Origin of the sequence: Kurthia huakuii LAM0618 (assembly GCF_000505545.1) — a bacterium.
Lineage (GTDB): Bacteria > Bacillota > Bacilli > Bacillales_A > Planococcaceae > Kurthia > Kurthia huakuii.
Window position 1 is genome coordinate 56,849 of the sequence record NZ_AYTB01000021.1, and the last position, 18,928, is coordinate 75,776.

Annotated in this window: 16 protein-coding genes, 3 rRNA genes, 1 other RNA gene and 1 other annotated feature; of the genes, 4 read left to right on the forward strand and 16 right to left on the reverse strand. The window is 41.9% G+C overall.

Features of this window, described 5'->3' with window-relative positions:
* Window positions 1-22: 22 nt before the first annotated feature.
* The 6 genes from V514_RS0117365 to ffs form a co-directional block, all read right to left on the reverse strand.
* Window positions 23-1,578, reverse strand: a 16S ribosomal RNA gene (locus V514_RS0117365).
* Window positions 1,579-2,114: 536 nt separating this feature from the next.
* On the reverse strand, window positions 2,115-2,330 hold the full coding sequence (locus tag V514_RS0117370) for a YaaL family protein (protein ID WP_029501101.1): 216 nt from the start codon (window positions 2,328-2,330) through the stop codon (window positions 2,115-2,117).
* Window positions 2,331-2,345: 15 nt separating this feature from the next.
* The gene (gene recR / locus V514_RS0117375; protein ID WP_029501102.1) at window positions 2,346-2,942 is read right to left on the reverse strand and encodes a recombination mediator RecR; all 597 of its coding nucleotides are present in this window, start codon (window positions 2,940-2,942) and stop codon (window positions 2,346-2,348) included.
* 26 nt (window positions 2,943-2,968) lie between these two features.
* Complete coding sequence (locus V514_RS0117380; RefSeq protein ID WP_029501103.1) at window positions 2,969-3,286, reverse strand: YbaB/EbfC family nucleoid-associated protein; 318 nt, start codon at window positions 3,284-3,286, stop codon at window positions 2,969-2,971.
* Between the two features lie 27 nt (window positions 3,287-3,313).
* The gene (dnaX, locus tag V514_RS0117385) at window positions 3,314-5,083 is read right to left on the reverse strand and encodes a DNA polymerase III subunit gamma/tau (protein WP_029501104.1); all 1,770 of its coding nucleotides are present in this window, start codon (window positions 5,081-5,083) and stop codon (window positions 3,314-3,316) included.
* A 105-nt stretch (window positions 5,084-5,188) separates the two neighbouring features.
* Window positions 5,189-5,454: signal recognition particle sRNA large type (gene ffs / locus V514_RS20140), an RNA gene on the reverse strand.
* Between the two features lie 205 nt (window positions 5,455-5,659).
* Between ffs and V514_RS0117390 the strand changes: the two genes are divergently transcribed.
* On the forward strand, window positions 5,660-6,091 hold the full coding sequence (locus V514_RS0117390) for a DUF4395 domain-containing protein (protein ID WP_029501105.1): 432 nt from the start codon (window positions 5,660-5,662) through the stop codon (window positions 6,089-6,091).
* A gap of 18 nt (window positions 6,092-6,109) precedes the next feature.
* Here V514_RS0117390 and V514_RS0117395 read toward each other — a convergent pair whose 3' ends face one another.
* The 3 genes from V514_RS0117395 to V514_RS0117405 all read right to left on the reverse strand — a co-directional run bounded on the left by V514_RS0117395 (window position 6,110) and on the right by V514_RS0117405 (window position 8,039).
* On the reverse strand, window positions 6,110-6,667 hold the full coding sequence (locus V514_RS0117395; protein ID WP_029501106.1) for an LOG family protein: 558 nt from the start codon (window positions 6,665-6,667) through the stop codon (window positions 6,110-6,112).
* Window positions 6,668-6,731: 64 nt separating this feature from the next.
* Entirely contained in the window at window positions 6,732-7,403 is a 672-nt protein-coding gene (locus V514_RS0117400) for a deoxynucleoside kinase (protein WP_029501107.1), read from the reverse strand.
* Entirely contained in the window at window positions 7,404-8,039 is a 636-nt protein-coding gene (locus V514_RS0117405; protein WP_029501108.1) for a deoxynucleoside kinase, read from the reverse strand.
* A 116-nt stretch (window positions 8,040-8,155) separates the two neighbouring features.
* Between V514_RS0117405 and tadA the strand changes: the two genes are divergently transcribed.
* Together tadA and V514_RS0117415 are read left to right on the forward strand one after the other, a co-directional pair.
* Window positions 8,156-8,677, forward strand: a complete 522-nt coding sequence (gene tadA, locus V514_RS0117410) for a tRNA adenosine(34) deaminase TadA (protein WP_029501109.1) — start codon at window positions 8,156-8,158, stop codon at window positions 8,675-8,677.
* Between the two features lie 72 nt (window positions 8,678-8,749).
* Window positions 8,750-9,382, forward strand: coding sequence for a hypothetical protein (locus V514_RS0117415; RefSeq protein ID WP_029501110.1), 633 nt, complete (start codon window positions 8,750-8,752; stop codon window positions 9,380-9,382).
* Between the two features lie 54 nt (window positions 9,383-9,436).
* On the opposite strand, the gene serS is transcribed toward V514_RS0117415, so the two are convergent.
* The 3 genes from serS to pdxS form a co-directional block, all read right to left on the reverse strand.
* Entirely contained in the window at window positions 9,437-10,717 is a 1,281-nt protein-coding gene (gene serS / locus V514_RS0117420) for a serine--tRNA ligase (RefSeq protein ID WP_029501111.1), read from the reverse strand.
* 61 nt (window positions 10,718-10,778) lie between these two features.
* Window positions 10,779-10,993 (reverse strand) — a binding site (T-box leader).
* Between the two features lie 18 nt (window positions 10,994-11,011).
* The gene (gene pdxT, locus V514_RS0117425) at window positions 11,012-11,605 is read right to left on the reverse strand and encodes a pyridoxal 5'-phosphate synthase glutaminase subunit PdxT (RefSeq protein ID WP_029501112.1); all 594 of its coding nucleotides are present in this window, start codon (window positions 11,603-11,605) and stop codon (window positions 11,012-11,014) included.
* The gene (pdxS, locus tag V514_RS0117430; RefSeq protein WP_200864048.1) at window positions 11,605-12,489 is read right to left on the reverse strand and encodes a pyridoxal 5'-phosphate synthase lyase subunit PdxS; all 885 of its coding nucleotides are present in this window, start codon (window positions 12,487-12,489) and stop codon (window positions 11,605-11,607) included. Before pdxS ends, pdxT begins: the two co-directional genes overlap by 1 nt.
* A 105-nt stretch (window positions 12,490-12,594) precedes the next feature.
* Here pdxS and pdxR point away from each other — a divergent pair, with 105 nt between their 5' ends.
* Window positions 12,595-14,007, forward strand: a complete 1,413-nt coding sequence (pdxR, locus tag V514_RS0117435; protein ID WP_029501114.1) for a MocR-like pyridoxine biosynthesis transcription factor PdxR — start codon at window positions 12,595-12,597, stop codon at window positions 14,005-14,007.
* Window positions 14,008-14,031: 24 nt separating this feature from the next.
* Here the strand turns inward: pdxR and V514_RS0117440 are convergent, their stop codons facing one another.
* The 4 genes from V514_RS0117440 to V514_RS0117455 form a co-directional block, all read right to left on the reverse strand.
* Window positions 14,032-15,339, reverse strand: a complete 1,308-nt coding sequence (locus tag V514_RS0117440; protein WP_029501115.1) for a D-alanyl-D-alanine carboxypeptidase family protein — start codon at window positions 15,337-15,339, stop codon at window positions 14,032-14,034.
* A 134-nt stretch (window positions 15,340-15,473) separates the two neighbouring features.
* The gene (gene guaB, locus V514_RS0117445) at window positions 15,474-16,937 is read right to left on the reverse strand and encodes an IMP dehydrogenase (protein WP_029501116.1); all 1,464 of its coding nucleotides are present in this window, start codon (window positions 16,935-16,937) and stop codon (window positions 15,474-15,476) included.
* A 298-nt stretch (window positions 16,938-17,235) separates the two neighbouring features.
* Window positions 17,236-17,351, reverse strand: a 5S ribosomal RNA gene (gene rrf / locus V514_RS0117450).
* 118 nt (window positions 17,352-17,469) lie between these two features.
* A 23S ribosomal RNA gene (locus V514_RS0117455) occupies window positions 17,470-18,928 on the reverse strand; the annotation flags it as partial.

The following is an 18,928-nucleotide window of genomic DNA, read 5'->3' on the forward strand; positions in this document are numbered from 1 at the left end:
TCTATTCCGTAATAATCCTTAGAAAGGAGGTGATCCAGCCGCACCTTCCGATACGGCTACCTTGTTACGACTTCACCCCAATCATCTATCCCACCTTAGACGGCTGGCTCCATAAATGGTTACCCCACCGGCTTCGGGTGTTACAAACTCTCGTGGTGTGACGGGCGGTGTGTACAAGGCCCGGGAACGTATTCACCGCGGCATGCTGATCCGCGATTACTAGCGATTCCGGCTTCATGTAGTCGAGTTGCAGACTACAATCCGAACTGAGAACGGTTTTATGAGATTGGCTAACCCTCGCGGGCTTGCAGCTCTCTGTACCGTCCATTGTAGCACGTGTGTAGCCCAGGTCATAAGGGGCATGATGATTTGACGTCATCCCCACCTTCCTCCGGTTTGTCACCGGCAGTCTCCTTAGAGTGCCCAACTAAATGATGGCAACTAAGAATAAGGGTTGCGCTCGTTGCGGGACTTAACCCAACATCTCACGACACGAGCTGACGACAACCATGCACCACCTGTCACCAATGTCCCCGAAGGGAAAGTCTTATCTCTAAGACGGTCATTGGGATGTCAAGACCTGGTAAGGTTCTTCGCGTTGCTTCGAATTAAACCACATGCTCCACCGCTTGTGCGGGCCCCCGTCAATTCCTTTGAGTTTCAACCTTGCGGTCGTACTCCCCAGGCGGAGTGCTTAATGCGTTAGCTGCAGCACTAAGGGGCGGAAACCCCCTAACACTTAGCACTCATCGTTTACGGCGTGGACTACCAGGGTATCTAATCCTGTTTGCTCCCCACGCTTTCGCGCCTCAGTGTCAGTTACAGACCAGACAGTCGCCTTCGCCACTGGTGTTCCTCCAAATCTCTACGCATTTCACCGCTACACTTGGAATTCCACTATCCTCTTCTGCACTCAAGTTCCCCAGTTTCCAATGACCCTCCACGGTTGAGCCGTGGGCTTTCACATCAGACTTAAGAAACCACCTGCGCGCGCTTTACGCCCAATAAATCCGGACAACGCTTGCCACCTACGTATTACCGCGGCTGCTGGCACGTAGTTAGCCGTGGCTTTCTAATAAGGTACCGTCAAGGCGCGTTCATTACCTAACGCACTTGTTCTTCCCTTACAACAGAGTTTTACGATCCGAAAACCTTCATCACTCACGCGGCGTTGCTCCATCAGACTTTCGTCCATTGTGGAAGATTCCCTACTGCTGCCTCCCGTAGGAGTTTGGGCCGTGTCTCAGTCCCAATGTGGCCGATCACCCTCTCAGGTCGGCTATGCATCGTTGCCTTGGTAGGCCGTTACCCTACCAACTAGCTAATGCACCGCGGGCCCATCCTGTAGTGACGCCGAAGCGCCTTTTAGCTTAAAGCCATGAGGCTAAAAGAGTTATCCGGTATTAGCTCCGGTTTCCCGAAGTTATCCCAGTCTACAGGGCAGGTTGCCCACGTGTTACTCACCCGTCCGCCGCTAGGTTGTTTGAAATGCAAGCATTCCAAACAACCTCGCTCGACTTGCATGTATTAGGCACGCCGCCAGCGTTCGTCCTGAGCCAGGATCAAACTCTCCATAAAAAGTGTTTGAAAGCTCATTTGCTTTGCTAGCGTTATCTTGCTTGATAACATTTTGTTTCGATTCTTAATTGAACCGAATTTATTGTGATTACATCTTGCTTGTTCAGTTTTCAAGGTTCATTTCGTTGGCCGTTATCTTAACAACTCATTTATTATATCATTGTGTTTTTTCATTGTCAACAACTTTTTAAAAAGTTTTTTGCGACTTGAAATATTCTAAAAGATATCTCATGAAATGTCAATTGATTTTTTATAAATGTGCTCTCTTCTTGATAACTATTATATAGTAACATGCATTTCAGAGCATTGCAATACATTTTACGTCTTTTTTTAATTTTATTTTAAACTTGCTCATTTCTTTCAAAAAACAACATAGCTATTTTTCATTTTATTGCTGTTTCTTCTTATAGAAATGAATATTATTAAACTCCGATACATTTTGTACAGAACATGGCTATCGATCATGTTGTTTTTTAGAATTTTTGCTCCTATAAAAAAAGAACCGCACTATTTATGCAGTTCTTCTATTCTAACGCTTATTTAATTAACACTTTACGAATGCGTGCTTCTTTAAATAAATAGAAATATTTACTTTCAGCAATTTTCTTTTGAGCGATTGTGCTCAACTCAAAATCATCGGCAATGCCTTCAAGATGCTGTATGTCATCGAGATCTTGCTTTGCTTCTTTAATTAAATCAACAAGTTTCGCATCATATTCCTTGCGAAGTTTTTGTTTTTTACTAAAAAACATATGTGTGACCTCTCTTTACAGTTCTCTACGTCCTTCAAGTGCTTTTGAAAGCGTGACTTCATCCGCATATTCTAAATCGCCACCAACTGGTAAACCATGTGCAATACGCGTCGTTTTAATGCCAGATGGTTTTACGAGGCGAGAAATATACATTGCAGTCGCTTCTCCTTCAATTGTTGGATTTGTTGCCAAAATTAATTCCTGTACTTCATCATCGTGTAAACGTTGAATTAATGACGGGATATTGATATCTTCTGGTCCAATACCATCCATTGGTGAAATGGCCCCTTGTAATACATGGTATAAACCATTGTAATCACGCATTTTTTCCATTGCAATGACATCCTTTGTATCTTGAACAACACAAATCATTGAACGATCGCGCTTAGGGTCTTGGCAAATATGACAAGGATCAATATCCGTAATATGACCACAAATTGAGCAATATGTGAGCTCACGTTTTGCATCAACGAGTGATTTAGCGAAAGTAAGTACGCTATCTTCTTCCATTGTTAGCACGAAAAATGCCAAGCGCGAGGCTGTTTTTGGCCCAATGCCTGGCAATTTCATAAAGCTATCAATTAATCGTGATATTGGTTCAGGATAATGCATATCCATTCCCTCCTAATAGCTCTAAATTATAGACCTGGAATGTTTAAGCCTTTTGTGAATTGACCCATTTTAGAAGATGTTTCTTTATCAACAGCTTCCATTGCATTGTTTACTGCAATAATAATCATATCTTGTAATAATTCAACATCATCTGGATCTACTACTTCTGGGTTGATTTCCACATCTGTGATTTCTTTTTTACCTGATACAGTTACTTTCACTAGACCGTTACTAGCTGTACCTTCGAATGAGCTTTCTTCTAATTCACCTTGAGCTTCCATCATTTTCTTTTGCATTTTTTGCATTTGTTTCATCATTTGGTTCATGTTACCGCCACCGCGCATATTAAATTCCTCCTTGGATATAATTTATTAATCTTCTACTACTTCGACAAAATCTTTGCCAAATAGTTTTACAGCCTCATCTACAATTGGATTCGCTGAGGCTTGTTGTTCTTCAACTAACATTGATTGTACATTTTCTTCAGCTTCTTCGCCACTCGTAGATTTATTTTCTTCGGTAGATTGTTGTGGTGAAGTCTTTTTATAATGTGAGAAAAACTCTTCACGAAGCTTAAGCCAGCGTTGTTCAGGAACAAAGACAATATCATACGTCATCCCTGTCATTCCAGCGATTACTTGTGGGAATTGTTGCATGAATTGCTGATTATCAGAAGCAATCTGACAGTAAATATCTTCTTTAAACTGCAATACAAAAGCATCAGCAGACGATGCTACAGGCTGTGCATCCGTTAATAACGCTGCCTGTGATTTCGGAATTTGTGCTACTGCATTTGGCCAAATATCTTGAATTTTACGCAAGTCATCGCGCGTGGCTCGCTTCATTATTTCTTGAATACGCCCAACCTGTACTTGGTATTCATTGCTACGTTGACGCGAACGACGCGGACTTGGCTCTTTTGGTGCAGGTGCTTGTTGTACAATACCGCCTTTTTGCATTTGTAGTACAAGCTGCTGTAATTCATTTAGTTGCTGTTGAAGTGCAGCGACTTCAGGTGCGCCCGCTGTATTTTCGGCAGTTGTTACACGTGAAACACCACTTTGCACCATTTTTAACAGCGCGGTTTCTAAATACACTTTTGAATGAAGTGAAAAACGCATCTCTTGCTGTGTTTTTGATAAAATATCGATATACGTATACAGCGTATCCATTGAAAAGTTATTCGCCAGCTCCGTAAATTTATCATCTGATGACGCTAACTCTACTAAATCACCTAAATCTGGGGCTGTTTGAATTAATAATAAGTCGCGGAAAAATGTAATTAAATCCTCTGATAAGCGAACGGCATCTTTCCCTTCACTCATTAATTTTTCTAATGTTGCTAATACATTCGCAATATCTTTTGCAACAAGGCTTTGTGCTAATTCATAAAAAACATCTTGGCCGATAGAACCGGTCACAAACAAGGCATCTTCTAACGTCACTTCATTGTCGCTAAACGATACGACCTGATCTAGCATGCTAAGCGAGTCACGCATACCACCAGCTGCCGCTTGGGCAATGACTTTTAATGCACGGTCATCATAATCTAAATCAATATCTTCTAATACAACTTTCATGCGCTCTACTAAATCAGTAGATGATAAACGCTTGAAGTCGAAGCGTTGCGTACGAGAAATAATCGTCGCCGGAATTTTATGTGGTTCCGTTGTCGCTAAAATGAACACGACATGTGCCGGTGGTTCTTCTAATGTTTTTAATAAGGCGTTGAAAGCACTTGTTGAAAGCATGTGCACTTCATCGATAATATAAATTTTATAGCGCATGCCATATGAAGGAGCACGGTCGATAAATTCGAGCATTTCACGCATATCTTCTACGCGAGAATTAGACGCCGCATCGTATTCAAAAACGTCATTGGATTTACCTTCATTAATTTCTTGACAATGCGCACATTCGTTACAAGGCTCGCCTGCAACCGCATGTTCACAGTTTAAAGCTTTCGCAAAAATACGCGCCATACTTGTTTTCCCAGTACCTCGAGGCCCAGAGAATAAATAGGCATGCGTTGTTTTATTTGCTTCAAGCGCATTTTGTAATGTGCGTTTCACGTGCGTCTGTCCCGACACTTCTCGGAATGTTTGTGGACGATATACGCGATAAAAAGCTTGATATGCCAACGTTTTTGTCTCCTTTTCTAGTTGAATCTCTTAATATGATTATACCATTTAGACAAGAAAAAAACTCACCCGATAAATCGGATGAGTTGAATATGCATGTTTATGCCATGCACCTTTCTTCGACTGCCGTACACAAGCGTTACTCTTGTCGCCAGCTCAGATCAGGCTACCCCACGGCACATGAGTTAACCTACTTAATGCTGCTTCCTTCCGGACCTGACATGGTTCGTAAGCGCTCATTGCGCAGGACCCGATCTTCAACACTACGTGCACGAGGCAGACCAAACATACGGACAGCCTCGAAAAGGACTTCAGTCTCGCTAAAGCGGATTGCGAGTTATAGGGCACCGCTACCTCCCCACCTAGCATAGCAATTCCTAGTATATAAATGATTGTCTAAAAAATCAACCTAAAACCATACAAATTCAAAAACTTATCGCAATATATTATTTTTGTTTCAAAAAAAGTTAAAAACCTTCTAGGTGCTGTATTAAAACCAAGTAAAACCATTTGATTTATTAAGTTTTAACGTTTATGATAGAAATAATTCATTTTCTTTAAGAAAGGTTGGTCGTTATGTCAAAGCTTCCATTTATTCCACGCCCATTAGTTCGCGCTAATCAATGGACGATTTTCATTTTTACAATTGCAAGCTGGTTTATTAGTCCGTGGTTGTTAGCCGTTCCTTTGCTAGTTAATTTAAGTGGCCTATTATTTAACTACAATCCAATTATTAAAATCGGGCGCCGCTTCTTAAAGAAAAAACCATCCGACTATATCCCTGAAGATATTACACAGCAAAAATTTAACTCAGTCATTGCGATTACATGCCTTGCACTTGGTTTGATTGGATTCACGACTGGCTTACCTGTCATTGGTTATGTATTTACAATTATGGTAGCCAGCGCATCAAGCCTGGCGCTTTTAGGTTTTTGCGTTGGCTGCTTTATCTTTTTCCAACTCAATCAACTGCGCTACAAATTGAAAAAAAACGAGGTAAAGGTTTAATCCTTGCCTCGTTTTTTATTATAAACTTTGTTGTTTTGCTTCCATTTTCGTCACGACATCTAACGCATCTTGTGGGGTTTCAAGCATATGTAATAACTCCAAATGCTCATGTGGCATAAAACCTTCCTCAACCATTTTATCGAAGTGTGTGCGTAATGGTTCATAAAAATGATTCACATTGTACAAGCAAACCGCCTTATCTTGCTGACCAATTTGAGTCAATGTAAAGACATCGAAAAATTCGTCCATTGTGCCAGCGCCACCTGGTAAGGCAATAAACATATTCGACAGTTGAATCATCAATGCTTTGCGCTCATGCATCGTACTAACATAATGAAGTTCCGTTAATCCTAAGTGCGTTACTTCATTCCATTCTTCAAATGCAGGTGTAACGCCGATTACCTCGCCGCCTTCTGCAAGTGCAGCATCTGCTACTGCACCCATGACGCCATTATTTGCGCCACCATAAACAACACCAATGCCGTTTTCAGCCAGCGTACGACCTAGTTCAATTGCTTTTTCTATATAAATCGGGTTATTTCCTTCTCGTGATCCACAGTAAATTGCGACTCTCATGTTGAACACCTTCCTTTTGCTGCTTAAAAAAAGACTACCACAAAATGCGGTAGTCTCCTACTATTTAGCGACGGCGTAAATGAGAAGTTTGTTCCATGAAATGACTGATGCGCTCTAAAATATGCTCAATTGTTTCAGGGTTTTTCATTAAATCGTAGTCATTGATATCTAAGCGTAGTACCGGGCATGCATTGAAATTATCAATCCACGTATCATAACGGTCATGCATTTCGTGCCAATAAGCTTTATCTGTTTGTTGCTCCATTGGGCGACCACGCTCTTCAATACGCTCAATAATATTGTCGATTGAGCCTTCTATATAAATTAATAAGTCCGGATGTGGGAAGTATGGTGTCATGACCATCGCATCAAAAAGATTCGTATACGTTTCGTAATCGGTCGGTGACATCGTGCCTTTATCGTAATGCATTTTTGCAAAAATACCGGTATCTTCATAAATCGAACGGTCTTGGATAAAGCCGCCACCATATTCAAAAATACGTTTTTGCTCTTTAAAGCGTTCTGCAATGAAATATACTTGTAAATGGAAACTCCATTTTTCAAAGTCATCATAAAATTTGTCTAAGTATGGGTTTGTATCTACTTTTTCAAAAGATGTGCGGAAATTTAGCGCTTCAGCAAGTGCTTTTGTCATCGTTGATTTTCCGACACCAACCGTACCTGCAATCGTAATGACCGCATTTGATGGAATACCATATTTTTCTCGTAAATTCATTTATTTAAAGCTCCTTTGTTGTAACGTTTCATCGATTTTGCGTAAAATTATTTGTAAGTCTCCCTCATGTTGAACGAAATCTAATTCGTCGCCATTCACGCGGATAACCGGAATTTCTGGATGACTTTTTTCGAAGCTTTCAATAAATGTATGATAATCTTCAACAAGTTTCTCCATGTAATCACGCGAAATCATTTTTTCAAACTCGCGACCGCGCTTCGCAATACGTTTCATCAACGTGTCAACCGTCGCTTCTAAATAAATGACGATGTTTGGCTTTGGCATATCAGCTGTTAAAATGCGATAGATATCCTCGTATTTATGATACTCGCTCGGTTGTAACGTACGCTTCGCAAAAATTAAATTTTTAAAAATGTGATAATCCGCGACAACAGGATTATTCTCAGCTAAAATATACTTTTTAATATCTGTTAGTTGTTTATAGCGATTGCATAAGAAAAACATCTCTGTTTGGAAGCTCCATTCATTGATGTCTTCATAAAATTTATTCAAAAATGGATTTTCGTCTACAATCTCTTTTAATAAGTGAAACTCAAATGTTTCCGATACTATTTTAGAGAGCGACGTTTTCCCGACGCCAATCGGTCCTTCAACCGTAATAAATGGTGTAGGCATCAGAAGTCCCCCTTCACTTTTTTTCGTCAATGTAAAATATTTTATCACAGACCGAAACGTTAAGACAGTTATAATGAACTGTCGAAATTTTTGAATTGCCCTAAAGGAGAATGAAAATGGATCAACAAGAGAAAGATGTACGCTTCATGCAAGAAGCGATAAATGAAGCTATGAAAGCCGCCGCAATCGGTGAGGTCCCGATTGGTGCGGTAGTTGTCTACAACGATGAAATTATTGCGCGCGCACATAATTTACGTGAAACGTCACAAAATGCGATAACTCATGCCGAGCTCATGGCCATTCAACATGCTTGTGAAGTTATCGATAGCTGGCGACTTGAAGAAACGACGCTTTATGTCACACTCGAGCCATGTCCAATGTGTGCAGGAGCCATCTTACAATCACGTATTCCGCGCGTCGTTTACGGGGCACGTGACATAAAAGCCGGCTGCGTCGACTCGCTCTATCATCTATTAAATGACTCCCGCTTCAACCATGAATGCGATGTCACAGAAGGTGTGCTCGCTGAAGAAACAGGTGCGCTCTTAACAGACTTTTTCCGCGAATTGCGCGCACGTAAAAAAGAGCAAAAGCGTTTGCGTAAGTTGGGGGAAAAGGAAAATAATACAAATCATTAAAATGTACTATTTCAAAATGCCATAGTGCCCTTTAGTATAAAAGGAACAATGATATTTAGAAGGGGGCACACTATGAAATATTTGATGCTACTAGTATTAAGCGCGACCGTTTTAACAGCTTGTGGCGGTACAACCGTCAACGTCAATCAAGTAAATGAAAATACTGCGGAGCAAGATACGAAAACCGATACGACATCTCAACAGGCAACCGGTGAAACAGCCGTTGTCTCAAAGGAAAGTAATACAACAGATGACGAACAGCCTGTAGAAACGGTAGATGATCGACCAGGTGATACGCAGTTGCAAGATGTTAGCCTAACGTATTATACAGAAGGTGAAATTAAAAATATCGTCGACTATACGATCCGACCAGCATCGCAAAAAATTCAAAATGCGATTAACAATAAACAACTTTCACCAGTAACTGAAAGTGGCATCGTAACAGAATATGAAATTGACAATGTCTTTATTCGCATTGTAGACGATGGGCATTATCGCTCCGAATATACTTATTTAGATAACAAGCTCATTTTCTTGCTGACACTTGAAAATGAGCAAATTACGGGGCGTTATTATTTTTATGACGGTGTCTTTATCCGTTATTTAGATGCCGCGAAAACGGAAATCAATCGTCCTTATTTTACAGAGGCCATTATACAAGAAGCACAAGACCAAATTAGAGGACCTTATAAAGAAAATTATTAAGACATAACAAAAGCAGGAACCGCGCCAAATGCGATTCCTGCTTTTTTCAATTCATTATTTCGCTGTAATTTCAGTTACGCCGCCCATATATGGTACAAGTGCTTCTGGAATTTTGACAGAGCCATCAGCTTGTTGGTAGTTTTCTAAAATAGCTGCGATTGTACGACCAACTGCAAGACCTGAACCGTTTAATGTATGTACGTATTCTGGTTTTGCATTTTTGTCACGACGGAAGCGGATACCTGCGCGGCGTGCTTGGAAGTCTTCAAAGTTTGAACATGAAGAGATTTCGCGGTATTTATCTTGTGCTGGAATCCATACTTCTAAATCGTATTTTTTCGCAGCCGTAAAGCCTAAGTCAGCTGTACACATGCTTAATTTGCGGTATGGTAAGCCTAATAATGTTAATACTTCTTCAGCATGAGACGTTAATAATTCAAGTTGGTCATAAGATTCTTCTGGTTTTACGAAGCGTACTAATTCGACTTTGTTGAATTGGTGTTGGCGGATTAAACCACGTGTATCGCGACCGGCAGAGCCCGCTTCTGAACGGAAGCAAGCAGAGAAAGCTGTGAATGCTTGTGGCAACATATCTACCGGTAAAATTTCATCGCGGTAGAAGTTTGTCACAGGTACTTCAGCTGTTGGGATTAGGAAGTAATCTTCTTGTTCGATTAAGAATGCATCCTCTTCAAATTTTGGAAGTTGACCTGTGCCTGTTAAGCTTGCGCGGTTTGCCATGTATGGTGGTAACATTTCCTCGTAGCCATGTTTATCTGCATGTAAATCCATCATAAAATTCCAAAGAGCACGTTCTAAACGAGCACCTAAGCCACGATAAAATACGAAGCGAGAGCCTGTCACTTTTGCAGCGCGCTCGAAATCGATAATGCCTAGTTCTGTTGCAATATCCCAGTGTGCTTTCGGTTCAAAATCAAATGCTGGTAAGTCGCCACGTGTATATACTTCCACGTTGTCATCCTCTGTATCGCCTACTGGAGCTGATTCATGTGGAATATTTGGTAAACGCATCATCATATCTTGGAATTTTTCTTCGATATCGTTTAATTGTACGTCTAATGTTTTAATTTCAGCGCTTAATTCACGCATGTTTAAGATGTCTGCTTGTGCATCTTCTTTCGCGCGTTTTTTTACAGCGATTACTTCTGTTGCTTTATTGCGCGCTGCTTTTAATTCTTCTGTTTTCGCGATTAAATCACGGCGTTGTTGGTCCCATTCTTCAAAGTGATCAAATGTGCCAAGGTCTTCGTTACGGTGCGCTAATTTTTCTTTTACTTCTGCAAGATTTGCGCGTACGCGTTTAATGTCTAACATATGTTTTCCTCCATTCAGATAATCGATGTAAGAGTACAAAAAAATGCTCCCATCCCCTTGGTAAAGGGACGAGAGCATACCCGCGTTGCCACCCTAATTGAACAGACTGATGCCTGCTCCACTTGTTTCATAACGGCTAGGATGCCGGCCTTATCTACTGCTGGTTTCAATAAGGCAACTCCAGGACGGATTCGCGAGCGTTTTTATCGACTTCCACCAGCCGTCGACTCTCTATAAAAAAACGGATTCGTTACTACTTCCTATCATCGTGTTAAATGTTAAGTTACCCATACTTTACAACACATTTTCATGCGATGCAAGTCTCGCAGACGCACTTTTTTTGACCATTTCGAGAAATAATCCGAAAACATAACGGTTCTCTGTAAGCTCCGGATGAAACGCACAACCGAGTAAATGTCCATCTCGCGCGAGGACAATTCGCCCGTCAAATGTTGCCAGTACTTCAACACCGTCACCTACTGCCGTAATATGTGGTGCACGAATGAAAACCGCTGATACCTTCGTACCTTGAACATCTAAATCCGTAATAAAACTATCGATTTGACGGCCAAATGAATTGCGCGCAACTGTAATATTCATCGCCCCAATATGAGGCGCGTCATTTTCAACATCTCGCGCTAATAAAATCAGCCCAGCACACGTACCAAATACCGGTTTTTGTGCGGCAAATACCTGTAGTGCTTCGAGCATATTCGCTCCTGCAATTAAGCGGCGCATTGCTGTACTTTCACCGCCCGGTAACACAAGCCCATCAAGCGCTTCTAGTTGCGCAGCCGTTTTTACAGCGACCGCTTCGGCTCCAACTGCCTCGATAGCTGCTGCATGCTCGGCAACCGCACCTTGTAATGCTAAAACGCCAATTTTCATTACCAACCACGCTCCTGCATACGTTGTTCAAACGGCATGCTCGTAACGTCGATTCCTTTCATCGGTGCGCCTAATTCTTTTGAAAGTTCTGTGATACGCGCATAGTCTTGGTAGTGTGTCGTCGCTTGCACAATAGCCTTCGCAAATTTCTCTGGGTTTTCTGATTTGAAAATACCAGAACCAACGAAGACGCCATCTGCACCTAACTCCATCATCAATGCCGCATCTGCTGGTGTTGCAACGCCGCCTGCTGCAAAGTTTACGACCGGTAAACGACCTAGCGCTTGAATTTGTAATAATACTTCAAATGGTGCGCCTAAATTTTTAGCGAGTGTCATCAACTCATCTTTTGGCATACTCACAACTTGACGCACTTGCGCATTCACTTGGCGTAAGTGACGTACCGCTTCGACGATATTACCCGTTCCAGGCTCACCTTTTGTACGAAGCATTGCTGCACCTTCACCAATACGACGCGCCGCTTCGCCTAAATCGCGACAGCCACAAACGAATGGCACACTGAAATCACTTTTTAGTAAGTGATACTCTTCATCTGCTGGTGTCAGCACTTCACTTTCATCTATGTAATCGACACCCATTGATTCTAAAACGCGCGCCTCAACGATATGACCAATACGCGCTTTCGCCATAACCGGAATCGATACCGCATTCATAACCTCTTCCATAATGCGTGGGTCCGCCATGCGCGCCACGCCACCTGCTTTACGAATATCTGATGGTACGCGCTCCAATGCCATAACCGCTGTTGCACCAGCCGCTTCAGCGATTTTTGCTTGCTCGGCATTAATGACGTCCATAATGACGCCACCCTTTTGCATTTGTGCCATCCCACGTTTTACTGCATCTACACCTGTTTGAATCATGTTATTTCCCCCTTAACATCTTTGTGCTATCATAGTAAAAGAGTTTTGACTATTTCGAAATATTCAGTTTTCTTATTTTTTATAAGGTCAGAGGAGGAAAAGGCTATGGATATGCTTATGTTTGAACTGGATAAAAATGCCACAGAACCGCTCTATGAACAGCTTTACGACGCTATCAAAAAAGGCATTGTAGACGGCTCTATTCCGGTCGAAAAAAAATTACCATCAAAGCGAAAATTAGCTGATTTTTTAATGATTAGCCAAACGACAATTGAACTTGCCTATGGACAATTGCTTGCAGAAGGGTATATTGTATCCAAGCCACGCATTGGTTTTTTTGTCGAAGACATTGCGACATTACCATACATTGATAAGGCCGTTGTTGTCCCTGAAGAAAAACCATCTGCACCGCGTTATGATATCGATTTTAGTCCTGGTCGCATCGACACCGCATCGTTCCCATTTTCAACGTGGCGACGTTATGCAAAAGATGCTGTTGATGAGCAGCAACAAAATTTATTGTTAGCCGGTTCTGCGCAAGGTGAATACGCACTGCGTAAAGAAATCGCGAGTTATTTATATCAATCGCGCGGCGTCCATTGTCGCCCCGAACAAATTGTCGTTGGCTCAGGTACAGAACAATTGATTCCAATGATTTTGCAAATTCTTGGCGATTACAATGTCTATGCCCTTGAAAATCCCGGTTATCAAATGACACACCATATTATTGGACAGTATGGTCAGCGCAGTTTGCCTATTCGCATTGATGATGACGGGCTCGACGTGACGGAACTTGAAAAAAGTGATGCGAATATCGCCTATGTGACGCCATCGCATCAATTCCCGACTGGCGCGATTTTATCAGCCCCTCGCCGCGCACAACTTTTACAATGGGCGAGCTATCAAGCAAATCGCTATATTATCGAAGATGATTATGATAGTGAATTTCGTTATATCGGCAAGCCAATCCCTTCACTTCAAGGACTAGATCATCAGCAAAAAGTCATTTATTTAAGTACATTTTCAAAATCGCTTATGCCGTCGCTGCGCATTGCCTATTTCGTGCTACCTGAAAAGCTCATGCCACGCTATCACGCGTTATTTACATACTATACGTGTACGGTTCCGCGTTTTGAACAGCATATTTTGGCACAATTTATGCGCGATGGCCATTTTTCAAAGCATTTAAATCGAATGCGTAAAATTTATCGTAAAAAACTCGAAAAATTGACGGAGGCGATTGCGCAGTATGATGCTGTCAATATTTCTGGTGAGCAAGCTGGGATGCATGTTGCATTAACCGTTAAGCATGACCTTACAGCAGCACAATTGAGTACACAAGCTAAAGCGGCGTATATTCGTATTTCACCATTATCTCAATATATGTTAAAAGAAGATGCTCGCTACGATCAACATCTATTGCTAGGATTTGGTGGAATTGATGAACAATGCATTGCTCAAACGATTGAGACATTATTTGCATTGTGGGGATTAAAAAAAGGAGAAATCGCACCGTAGTGTGATTCCTCCTTTTTTATTTTATTAAAATACTTTATTCCAAACATTTTTAAAGAAATCGCCAAGACCGGTAAAGCCTTTTGATAACCAACCACGTTCCGAAGCACTCGTCGTTGTTACAACATCCGACGTTAATTCAGTTGGCGTAATGTAGCCATATTTATCACCGTTAATTTCTACATGGCCAACAACGACGCCTTTTTTAACAGGTGCTGAAATCGATGAATGATCTAAGACAAGTTTCGGCTTCATTGTCTTCGTATCATTTTTATTCACAACCATTTCAATGGGTGTTGTTGCTTGAATTTTAACGGTTTTTTCTTTACCATTTTTCACTTCAATTGTTTGTTGGTTTTTAAATGTCGTATTTTTTGCTAATACGGTTTGTTTTTCAAAATTATCAAAGGCGTAATCTAACAGCACTTTTGTCGCATCGAAACGTGCTTTATACGTACTGTCGCCATTTTTCTCTTTAGCGTCCATCACAATCGCGATAACTCGCATGTCCCCACGTTTTGCTGTGGCAGCGAAACATTGTCCTGCATAATCTGTAGAACCTGTTTTTAAGCCGTCCACGCCGTTATATTCGTATTTACCACCCTTTAGCATGTAATTCCAGTTTTCCATTGGAATCGCATCTTTTGTTCCTTTAGCGAATGTCTTTTTTAACACACTTGCTGTTTCTAGTACTTCAGGGTGTGCCTTTAATAATGCATATGACAGCTTTGCTACTTCTTTAGCAGGCATTTTATTTTCACCTTTTTTTGGTGTGCCTTTTGGATGCATATTTTGAAGCTGTGAATTATTCAAACCTGTCGCATTATAAAATGTATATTTTTCAAGCCCAAGTTCTTCTGCTTTTTTATTCATTAAAGGTAAGAATTTCTTCTCAGAACCTGCCATTACTTCTGTTAATGCAATTGTCGCCGCATTCGCAGAATAAATCGCCATCGCCTCGTATAGCTCGCGTACAGTGTATACACCATCTTCGCGTAGTGCCACATTACTTAATTCTGTATCATGTGAAATTTTATACGCATATTTCGATACATTGTATTTATCATCCCAAGAAATTTCCCCTGCTTTAATTTTGTCGAGCAAAATATATTCCGTCATCATCTTAGACATACTGGCAATACCAAGCGCTTTATTGGCATTTTTCTCATACAAGATTTTACCGCTATCTGCATCAATAATAATTGCTGCTTTTGCTAATACATTCGGCTCATCGCTTTTAGCACTTGCAGAAGTAACACTCATCGTCAACATACTTACAACTAATGCGAACGCCATTAACACGTGCATAGATGCTGCTTTCCACCATTTTTTCAACGCTATACCCTCCATCAATCTTTGTAGTTATATTTCTCATTTTATCATAGATTGAAATAGAACATTGTATCAAATCCGCCATACAAAAAAGCAGGCATCGCGTATTGTTGCGATACCTGCTTTATAAAATTTAATTAGATTGAGTAGTTTGGAGCTTCTTTAGTAATTTGTACGTCATGTGGGTGAGACTCACGTAAACCTGCACCAGTCATGCGAACGAATTGTGAGTGGTCGCGTAGGTGTTGTAAATCAGGAGCACCGCAGTAACCCATACCAGCACGGATACCACCAACAAGTTGGTATACTGTATCAGCTAGAGGTCCTTTGTAAGGAAGACGACCTTCGATACCTTCTGGCACTAATTTTTTTGCATCTTCTTGGAAGTAACGGTCTTTTGAACCTTTTTCCATTGCGCCAAGTGAACCCATACCGCGGTAAACTTTGAAGCGACGACCTTGGAAGATTTCAGTATCCCCAGGTGATTCAGAAGTACCTGCAAGTAATGAACCAAGCATTACTGCATTACCACCAGCTGCAAGAGCTTTTACAACGTCGCCAGAGTACTTGATACCGCCATCAGCGATAATTGCTTTACCGCGTTCACGAGCAACTGTAGCACAGTCATAAACTGCTGTAATTTGAGGTACACCAACACCAGCAACTACACGAGTTGTACAAATAGAACCAGGTCCGATACCAACTTTGACAACGTCTACACCAACATCGAATAATGCGGCAGCACCTTCAGCAGTTGCTACGTTACCAGCGATGATTGCGATTTCTGGGAAACGATCGCGGATAGCTTTTACAGAGTTGATTACGCCTTCTGAATGGCCATGCGCTGTATCGATAACGATAACATCTACTTGGGCTTCCACTAATTTTTCGATACGTTTTACTGCGTCTGCTGTAACACCAACAGCTGCACCAACTAAAAGACGACCAAATTCATCTTTTGCTGCATTTGGATATTCGATTACTTTTTCAATATCTTTGATTGTGATTAAACCTTTTAACATACCTTCTTTATCAACTAAAGGTAATTTTTCGATTTTATGTTGTTGAAGAATTTTTTCAGCTTCTTCTAAAGTTGTACCTACAGGAGCTGTGATTAAGTCTTCTTTCGTCATAACATCTGCAATTTGTAATGAGTAATCTGAAATGTAACGTAAGTCACGGTTTGTAATGATACCAACTAAAGTTAAATCTTCTTCATTGTTTACGATTGGAACACCTGAGATTTTGTATTTGCCCATTAAATGTTCCGCATCGAATACTTGGTGTGAAGGTGTTAAAAAGAATGGATTTGTGATAACGCCATTTTCAGAACGTTTTACGCGTTCAACGTGATCAGCTTGTTCCTCCACTGACATGTTTTTGTGAATGATGCCTAAGCCGCCTTGTCGCGCCATAGCAATCGCCATTGATGCTTCTGTAACTGTATCCATACCCGCACTTACTAAAGGAATGTTTAGTTTAATCTTTGGTGTTAATTGGACACCTAGGTTTACTTCTTTTGGTAATACCTCTGAGTGTGCTGGTACTAATAATACGTCGTCAAATGTTAAGCCTTCTTTGGCAAATTTCGTTTCCCACATGTTTAATAACTCCTCCTGTTTGAAAATATGTTATTTGTAAGGTTATCAAGCAGAGAGGCTATGTGTCAAGATATTAAGAAAAGAAAGAGTATTCAAAGTATTCCTAATTATCATGGCTTTGGAATGGTAACGCTTTATTTAAGCATTCTTTTCATAAAACATAGGGAATCTTATACATGAAGATTATTTATGTCTTTAAAATTAATTATTCTTATATAATTCGATCATCTTTTATAATTATACCGTTAACTGTGAATTTGCACAAAAAAAAGCACCGATAAAAATCGGTACTTCGTGTGCCTAGCAACGTCCTACTCTCGCAGGGGGAAACCCCCAACTACCATCGGCGCTAAAGAGCTTAACTACTGTGTTCGGCATGGGAACAGGTGTGACCTCTTTGCCATCATCACTAGACTTACGTACAAGGATGTACTGACTTACGCGTTACAACATGGACGTTGTGAACTTAGCGTAAGTTCCTTGAAAGAATTGTTCTTTCAAAACTGGATAAAATTGTGACATGAAAGTATATTTGGTTAAGTCCTCGACCTATTAGTATTCGTCAACTCCGTATGTCGCCATACTTCCATCTCGAACCTATCTACCTGATCGTCTTTCAGGGGTCTTACTTACTTGCGTAATGGGAAATCTCATCTTGAGGGGGGCTTCATGCTTAGATGCTTTCAGCACTTATCCCGTCCACACATAGCTACCCAGCGATGCCTTTGGCAAGACAACTGGTACACCAGCGGTGTGTCCATCCCGGTCCTCTCGTACTAAGGACAGCTCCTCTCAAATTTCCTACGCCCACGACGGATAGGGACCGAACTGTCTCACGACGTTCTGAACCCAGCTCGCGTACCGCTTTAATGGGCGAACAGCCCAACCCTTGGGACCGACTACAGCCCCAGGATGCGATGAGCCGACATCGAGGTGCCAAACCTCCCCGTCGATGTGGACTCTTGGGGGAGATAAGCCTGTTATCCCCAGGGTAGCTTTTATCCGTTGAGCGATGGCCCTTCCATGCGGAACCACCGGATCACTAAGCCCGTCTTTCGACCCTGCTCGACTTGTAGGTCTCGCAGTCAAGCTCCCTTGTGCCTTTACACTCTGCGAATGATTTCCAACCATTCTGAGGGAACCTTTGGGCGCCTCCGTTACCTTTTAGGAGGCGACCGCCCCAGTCAAACTGTCTGCCTGACACTGTCTCCCACCCCGATAAGGGGTGCGGGTTAGAAGTTCAATACATTTAGGGTAGTATCCCAACAACGCCTCCACCGAAACTGGCGTTCCGGTCTCTCAGGCTCCTACCTATCCTGTACAAAATGTATCAAAATTCAATATCAAGCTACAGTAAAGCTCCATGGGGTCTTTCCGTCCTGTCGCGGGTAACCTGCATCTTCACAGGTACTATAATTTCACCGAGTCTCTCGTTGAGACAGTGCCCAAATCGTTACGCCTTTCGTGCGGGTCGGAACTTACCCGACAAGGAATTTCGCTACCTTAGGACCGTTATAGTTACGGCCGCCGTTTACTGGGGCTTCAATTCTCAGCTTCGCTTGCGCTAACCAATCCTCTTAACCTTCCAGCACCGGGCAGGCGTCAGCCCCTATACATCACCTTACGGTTTAGCAGAGACCTGTGTTTTTGATAAACAGTCGCTTGGGCCTATTCACTGCGGCTCTCTCGGGCTTGCACCCTACCAGAGCACCCCTTATCCCTAAGTTACGGGGTCATTTTGCCGAGTTCCTTAACGAGAGTTCTCTCGCTCACCTTAGGATTCTCTCCTCGACTACCTGTGTCGGTTTGCGGTACGGGCACCTCTCACCTCGCTAGAGGCTTTTCTTGGCAGTGTGAAATCAGGAACTTCGCTCTAAGAGCTTCGCTATCACAGCTCAATGTTAAAGAGTGCGGATTTGCCTACACTCACACCTCACTGCTTAGACGCGCATAACCAACAGCGCGCTTACCCTATCCTACTGCGTCCCCCC

Excerpts from the sequence above, each read along its gene's own strand:
- pdxT (WP_029501112.1), bottom strand. The coding sequence starts at position 11,605 with ATGAAAATTGGCGTTTTAGCATTACAAGGTGCGGTTGCCGAGCATGCA.
- recR (WP_029501102.1), bottom strand. The coding sequence starts at position 2,942 with ATGCATTATCCTGAACCAATATCACGATTAATTGATAGCTTTATGAAA.
- V514_RS0117415 (WP_029501110.1), top strand. The coding sequence starts at position 8,750 with ATGAAATATTTGATGCTACTAGTATTAAGCGCGACCGTTTTAACAGCT.
- tadA (WP_029501109.1), top strand. The coding sequence starts at position 8,156 with ATGGATCAACAAGAGAAAGATGTACGCTTCATGCAAGAAGCGATAAAT.
- V514_RS0117390 (WP_029501105.1), top strand. The coding sequence starts at position 5,660 with ATGTCAAAGCTTCCATTTATTCCACGCCCATTAGTTCGCGCTAATCAA.
- V514_RS0117400 (WP_029501107.1), bottom strand. The coding sequence starts at position 7,403 with ATGAATTTACGAGAAAAATATGGTATTCCATCAAATGCGGTCATTACG.
- V514_RS0117405 (WP_029501108.1), bottom strand. The coding sequence starts at position 8,039 with ATGCCTACACCATTTATTACGGTTGAAGGACCGATTGGCGTCGGGAAA.
- pdxR (WP_029501114.1), top strand. The coding sequence starts at position 12,595 with ATGGATATGCTTATGTTTGAACTGGATAAAAATGCCACAGAACCGCTC.
- guaB (WP_029501116.1), bottom strand. The coding sequence starts at position 16,937 with ATGTGGGAAACGAAATTTGCCAAAGAAGGCTTAACATTTGACGACGTA.
- serS (WP_029501111.1), bottom strand. The coding sequence starts at position 10,717 with ATGTTAGACATTAAACGCGTACGCGCAAATCTTGCAGAAGTAAAAGAA.
- V514_RS0117395 (WP_029501106.1), bottom strand. The coding sequence starts at position 6,667 with ATGAGAGTCGCAATTTACTGTGGATCACGAGAAGGAAATAACCCGATT.
- pdxS (WP_200864048.1), bottom strand. The coding sequence starts at position 12,489 with ATGATTCAAACAGGTGTAGATGCAGTAAAACGTGGGATGGCACAAATG.
- V514_RS0117370 (WP_029501101.1), bottom strand. The coding sequence starts at position 2,330 with ATGTTTTTTAGTAAAAAACAAAAACTTCGCAAGGAATATGATGCGAAA.
- V514_RS0117380 (WP_029501103.1), bottom strand. The coding sequence starts at position 3,286 with ATGCGCGGTGGCGGTAACATGAACCAAATGATGAAACAAATGCAAAAA.